General features: G+C 61.3%; 5 protein-coding genes, 1 tRNA gene and 2 pseudogenes. 5 read left to right on the forward strand and 3 right to left on the reverse strand.

From position 1 onward, the window contains the following. From EOA60_RS19635 to EOA60_RS19645, 3 genes and pseudogenes are all read left to right on the forward strand, one after another. Positions 1–521, forward strand: a pseudogene (locus tag EOA60_RS19635) (site-specific integrase); the annotation flags it as partial. A gap of 93 nt (positions 522–614) precedes the next feature. Then, on the forward strand, positions 615–1,142 hold the full coding sequence (locus EOA60_RS19640) for a Panacea domain-containing protein (protein ID WP_164748211.1): 528 nt from the start codon (positions 615–617) through the stop codon (positions 1,140–1,142). Between the two features lie 133 nt (positions 1,143–1,275). Then, positions 1,276–1,500 (forward strand): hypothetical protein, encoded by a 225-nt coding sequence (locus EOA60_RS19645; RefSeq protein ID WP_127335035.1) that lies wholly within the window; start codon positions 1,276–1,278, stop codon positions 1,498–1,500. A 63-nt stretch (positions 1,501–1,563) separates the two neighbouring features. Here EOA60_RS19645 and EOA60_RS19650 read toward each other — a convergent pair. Together EOA60_RS19650 and EOA60_RS19655 are read right to left on the reverse strand one after the other, a co-directional pair. After that, positions 1,564–1,638: transfer RNA gene (locus tag EOA60_RS19650), tRNA-Val, on the reverse strand. Between the two features lie 215 nt (positions 1,639–1,853). Then, the gene (locus EOA60_RS19655) at positions 1,854–2,216 is read right to left on the reverse strand and encodes a response regulator (RefSeq protein ID WP_006199474.1); all 363 of its coding nucleotides are present in this window, start codon (positions 2,214–2,216) and stop codon (positions 1,854–1,856) included. Positions 2,217–2,381: 165 nt separating this feature from the next. On the opposite strand from EOA60_RS19655, the gene EOA60_RS19660 reads away from it, so the two are divergent. Both EOA60_RS19660 and hisN read left to right on the forward strand, forming a co-directional pair. After that, positions 2,382–3,323 (forward strand): N-formylglutamate amidohydrolase, encoded by a 942-nt coding sequence (locus EOA60_RS19660; protein WP_067002532.1) that lies wholly within the window; start codon positions 2,382–2,384, stop codon positions 3,321–3,323. A gap of 304 nt (positions 3,324–3,627) precedes the next feature. Beyond that, the gene (gene hisN, locus EOA60_RS19665; RefSeq protein ID WP_095823426.1) at positions 3,628–4,401 is read left to right on the forward strand and encodes a histidinol-phosphatase; all 774 of its coding nucleotides are present in this window, start codon (positions 3,628–3,630) and stop codon (positions 4,399–4,401) included. A gap of 20 nt (positions 4,402–4,421) precedes the next feature. Here hisN and EOA60_RS19670 read toward each other — a convergent pair. After that, a pseudogene (locus EOA60_RS19670) lies at positions 4,422–4,630 on the reverse strand (alpha/beta hydrolase); the annotation flags it as partial.

Consider the following 4,630-nt stretch of genomic DNA (forward strand, 5'->3'; position numbering starts at 1 on the left):
GGCTCTACACTGGATCCCGGCGAGCCGCGATCTGCAATGTGCAGTGGATGACAAACACCGGAGGCGGCTGGATCGACTTGAGCCGGGGCGTCATGCATCGGCGAGGGGACGGCGTGACGGAGACCAACAAGCGCCAGCCGCCCGTGCGCCTTGGCCGACGCATCACGGCTCATCTGTCGCGTTGGAAGCGGATCGACGATGCGGCCAGGGATGCCGCTTCAGTGGAAGCTGGCGAGCCAGTGACTACTCATCTGCACGTCGTCAACTACATGGGGCGCGGCGTCGCGTCCGTGCGCACCGCTTGGGGTATGGCGATCGACAACGCTTGGCTCCAGCCCGAGGTCACCGGCCAACCGCCGATCACGCCGCACGTCCTGCGGCACACGCGCGCAACCTGGATAATGTTCGCCGGCATCGACATTTGGGAAGCGGCCGGCGCGCTCGGGATGTCAGCCAAGACGCTGGACAAGGTTTACGGGCACCATCACCCGGATTTTCAGAAGAACGCGGCCGAGGTCTAAAAGCGGCGATTTCCCTACTGTCGCAACGGTTCTTTCACGCGTTTGCTGTCACTTAGCTATGGAAAAATGCGAGAAAGCTGTATATTTGCGCGCATGAAATTCACGCTGGATAAGCCGAAGGCGGTCGAGGCGATCGTGTTCATCGCCCAGCAAATGCCGGGCGTGGGGCGCTTCCATGCGTCGAAAGCCCTCTATTTCGCCGAGTTGGAACATCTGCGCAATTACGGCCGACCCATCGTTGGTGACCGCTATGTGGCGATGGACAATGGGCCGGTACCGTCGTTTTCATACGACGTACTGAAAGGAACCGTCGCGCCGGCAGACAAAGAGCTGGTGGATGGCGCACTAGAAGTTGATACCCGGTGGGGGCACCCTGAATACAAGGCGGCCAGAGAGCCAAGGCTGGAGCTTTTCAGCCCGTCGGACCTGGAATGCCTGCAACACGGAATAGCCCACGTGAAAGGCAAATCTTTTGGGTCGATCTCTGACGAGACCCATCAGCATCCTGGTTGGAAAAATGCCGATCTGAACTCCCTCATGTCGTTCGATGACATGCTGGAAGGCGCCGATCCCGAAATCATCGAAAGCGCCGAAGAGTTCGCGGCATATGGCGTCCTGTAAACTCGGCCACGTCTACATCGTCCGAACAGCGCTAACCAAGCCACCAAAGGCCAAGTTCGCTCTGTGCGCGTCAGTCGAGCACGGGTTCTTCCTGTGGATCAATTCGAACCCCAAGCCTCATGGCAAGGATCAGATGGCGCTTCAGGCAGGGTGCCATGAACTGGTGGTCAAGGACTGCTTTCTTGATCTGTCGCGCGTCGTGCAGCACCCGACATTCGAGCTGGATGACGCCAAAGAGTTCGACCAGATCACACCCGATCTGGCGAACGACATCTTGGACTGCATCGACGCCGGGCTTTTTTTGATGCCGCCGAACCATGCGCAGGCTGTGCGCGATGGCATGATGGAACTGCTCTGAGGCAGGTTTCTGTGCCATTTCTGTGCCAATCGGCACATTGGGTTAGCTAAGTTGTTGAAAGGATGGTGGGCGTGACAAGGATTGAACTTGTGACCCCTGCAATGTCAATGCAGTGCTCTCCCGCTGAGCTACACGCCCATCCGAAGCCGCGCATACACCATTTTTGGTCCGGCGCGTCAATAGCAGGAACGAGAAAAGAAAGCTCGGTTTCGCCGCAGCGGCGGAAGCGCCAAGCCTAAAGCGCGTCGCGTCGAAACGGGTCCGAGTGACGCGCTTAGATCTTTTGTTTAGTTGATGTCGTTTTCCCAGCCGCTGCGCCGTTTTGGACGACATGCGTCGGCCGGAAAAACCCTTTAGGCCGCCTGAAGCATCTTCTCGACCTCGTTGACGAGATCGCGCAGATGGAACGGCTTCGACAGCACCTTGGCGTCCTTGGGCGCCTTGGAATCCGGATTGAGCGCGACGGCAGCGAAGCCGGTGATGAACATGACCTTGAGATCCGGATCGATCTCAGTGGCGCGGCGGGCAAGCTCGATGCCGTCCATCTCCGGCATGACGATGTCGGTCAGAAGCAGCGAAAAAGGCTCTTCGCGCAGCCGCTCATAGGCGCTGGCGCCGTTGTCGAAATCGCTCACCTGGTAGCCGGCGCGTTCCAGCGCCTTGACGAGGAACCGGCGCATATCGTCGTCGTCTTCCGCCAGAAGAATGCGTGCCATCGTATCCCGTCCGAATCACCCGCCCCAAGCCTGCCGCCGGGCAAGCCCGTTAACCATCCTGTATATGAGGAGGAGACGGTAAACATCAAGTGAACGTTGGCCTTGTCGCGACCACTACGACTGTGCGTTTCGCGGGGCTGAAATGCTGGACATGCCGGGCGCAAGATGGCAGTTTCGCATCATGATGCAGTGCTTCGTCCTGGTTCGTTCAAATTGAAGACGGCAGCCGAGGATTTTTCGGTCACACCACCCTTCGAAATCCGATCGGGCGCCGAGCAACGCGTAGCTTTCCTGTTCAACTCGCCGCATAGCGGCCGCCATTATCCCGAGCGCTTCCTGGCCATGGTGCGGCTCGACCGCAACGCCATACGCCGCTCGGAGGATTGCTATGTCGATGAACTGTTCGGCGGCGCCGTGGCGCTCGGCGCGCCGATGCTGGCGGCAAATTTCCCGCGCGCCTATCTCGACGTCAACCGCGAACCGTGGGAACTCGATCCGCGCATGTTCGCGGAGCCGGTGCCGTCCTTCTGCAATATCCGTTCGGCCCGCGTCGCGGGCGGGCTGGGCACCGTGCCGAAGCTGGTGGGAGAGGGGCTCGACATCTATCCCGGGCGTCTGCCGCTCTCCGAGGCCGTGGGACGCATAGAGGCCGTCTACAAGCCCTATCACGAGACGCTGAAGCGGCTCTTGACCAGGACCCACGCCAGGTTCGGCTATGCCGTGCTGATCGACTGCCATTCGATGCCGGCCAGCGTCCGGGTCGGCGACAATGGCGCGCGGCCGGACTTCATCATCGGCGATCGTTTCGGCATTTCCGCCAGCGCCGCTCTAACCGAGAGGGCGATCGGCCTGCTCACCGGAATGGGCTACGCTGTCGCGCATAACAAGCCTTATGCCGGCGGCTTCATAACCGAGCATTACGGACGGCCGGCGCGTCATCTCCACGCGCTGCAGATCGAGGTCAATCGCGGGCTCTACATGAACGAGCGGACATTCCAGAAATCGGCTGGCTTCGACGCTTTAGCCGACGACCTGACGCGGTTTTCGGCCGAACTGATTTCGATGCCCGGCCATCATTTCCTCGACCTGCCGCTCGCCGCCGAATGACGGCGGCGCTGGGAACCGCAGCTCAAAAAAAGACCGCATCGTTTTCACGACACGGTCGAAGTCTAGGGAGGAAACGCCCAAGGAGGGCATGGACAGGATAAGCTGTCCGAGAACAAAAGTATTGTGCGATGCACAAATGTCAATCGACTTCAGGCTTTTTTAATTCAATATGATGTGCAAATCCGGTTTCGGCGCCTGACGTGTGACTTTGAGGCAACAGGCGAGGGCGCCTGACCCGGTTGCACGCTCCGGTCCGACAAGAAGACAGCAGCTGCCGGATGGTTGCCGCAACGGGGAGAGTGGGTTGGATATCAGCATCGACTTCATGCGGCGCATCGCGCGTGCCGCCGCCGCCGAGACCTTGCCTCGCTTCCGCAGCCAGGCCGCAGTCGCCAACAAGCTGGCGGAGAGCTTCGATCCGGTGACGGAAGCCGATCGCGAGGCCGAGCGGGCGATCCGGGCGCTTATCTCGGCGGAGTATCCCGATCACGGCATCCTCGGCGAAGAGCATGGCAACGAGAACATTTCGAGCCGGCATGTCTGGGTCATCGACCCGATCGACGGCACACGCGCCTTCATTTCCGGCCTGCCGGTCTGGGGAACGCTGGTCGGACTGACGATCGACGGCGATGCCGTCGCCGGCCTGATGTCGCAGCCCTTCACCGGCGAGCTGTTCTATGCCAATGCCTCCGGCTCGCATTACGAAGGCCCGGGTGGCCCGCGCAAGCTCGCGACGCGCAAGACGACGCAGCTTTCGCAGGCGACCCTGTTCACCACCACGCCGGCGCTGTTCAAGGGCGCGGCGCGCAACCGCTATGACGCGTTCGAGAAACAGGTGCAGCTCGCCCGCTACGGCACCGACTGCTACGCCTTCGCCATGGTGGCGGCGGGCAGCGTCGATATCGTCGCCGATCCGGGTTTGAAACCCTACGACATCGTGGCGCTGATCCCGATCATCGAGAAGGCGGGCGGCGTCGTCACCACCTTCGAAGGCGGGCCGGCGGAAAACGGTGGCGACATATTGGCGGCGGCGACGCCGGAGTTGCACGCCGCGGCAATGGCGGCGCTGCGCGGCTGATCCGCGGCGTCGTTCCGTGATCAGGCAGCGTCGCCGGTTCCCGGAACAAAAGCATCGAAGGCCGCCAGGAGCTGCTCGCGAAAGACATCCCTCTCCTGCAGGATCTCATGATGCGCGCCGTCGATCATCAACAAAGAGCCGACGCGCAGCCGTCTGGCATAGGATTCGACCGCCTTGGTCGAGACCACCTGGTCGGCGCCGGCGCCGACGATCAGCGTCGGTACCTGGA

It is taken from the genome of Mesorhizobium sp. M1A.F.Ca.IN.020.06.1.1, from assembly GCF_004023265.1.
Lineage (GTDB): Bacteria > Pseudomonadota > Alphaproteobacteria > Rhizobiales > Rhizobiaceae > Mesorhizobium.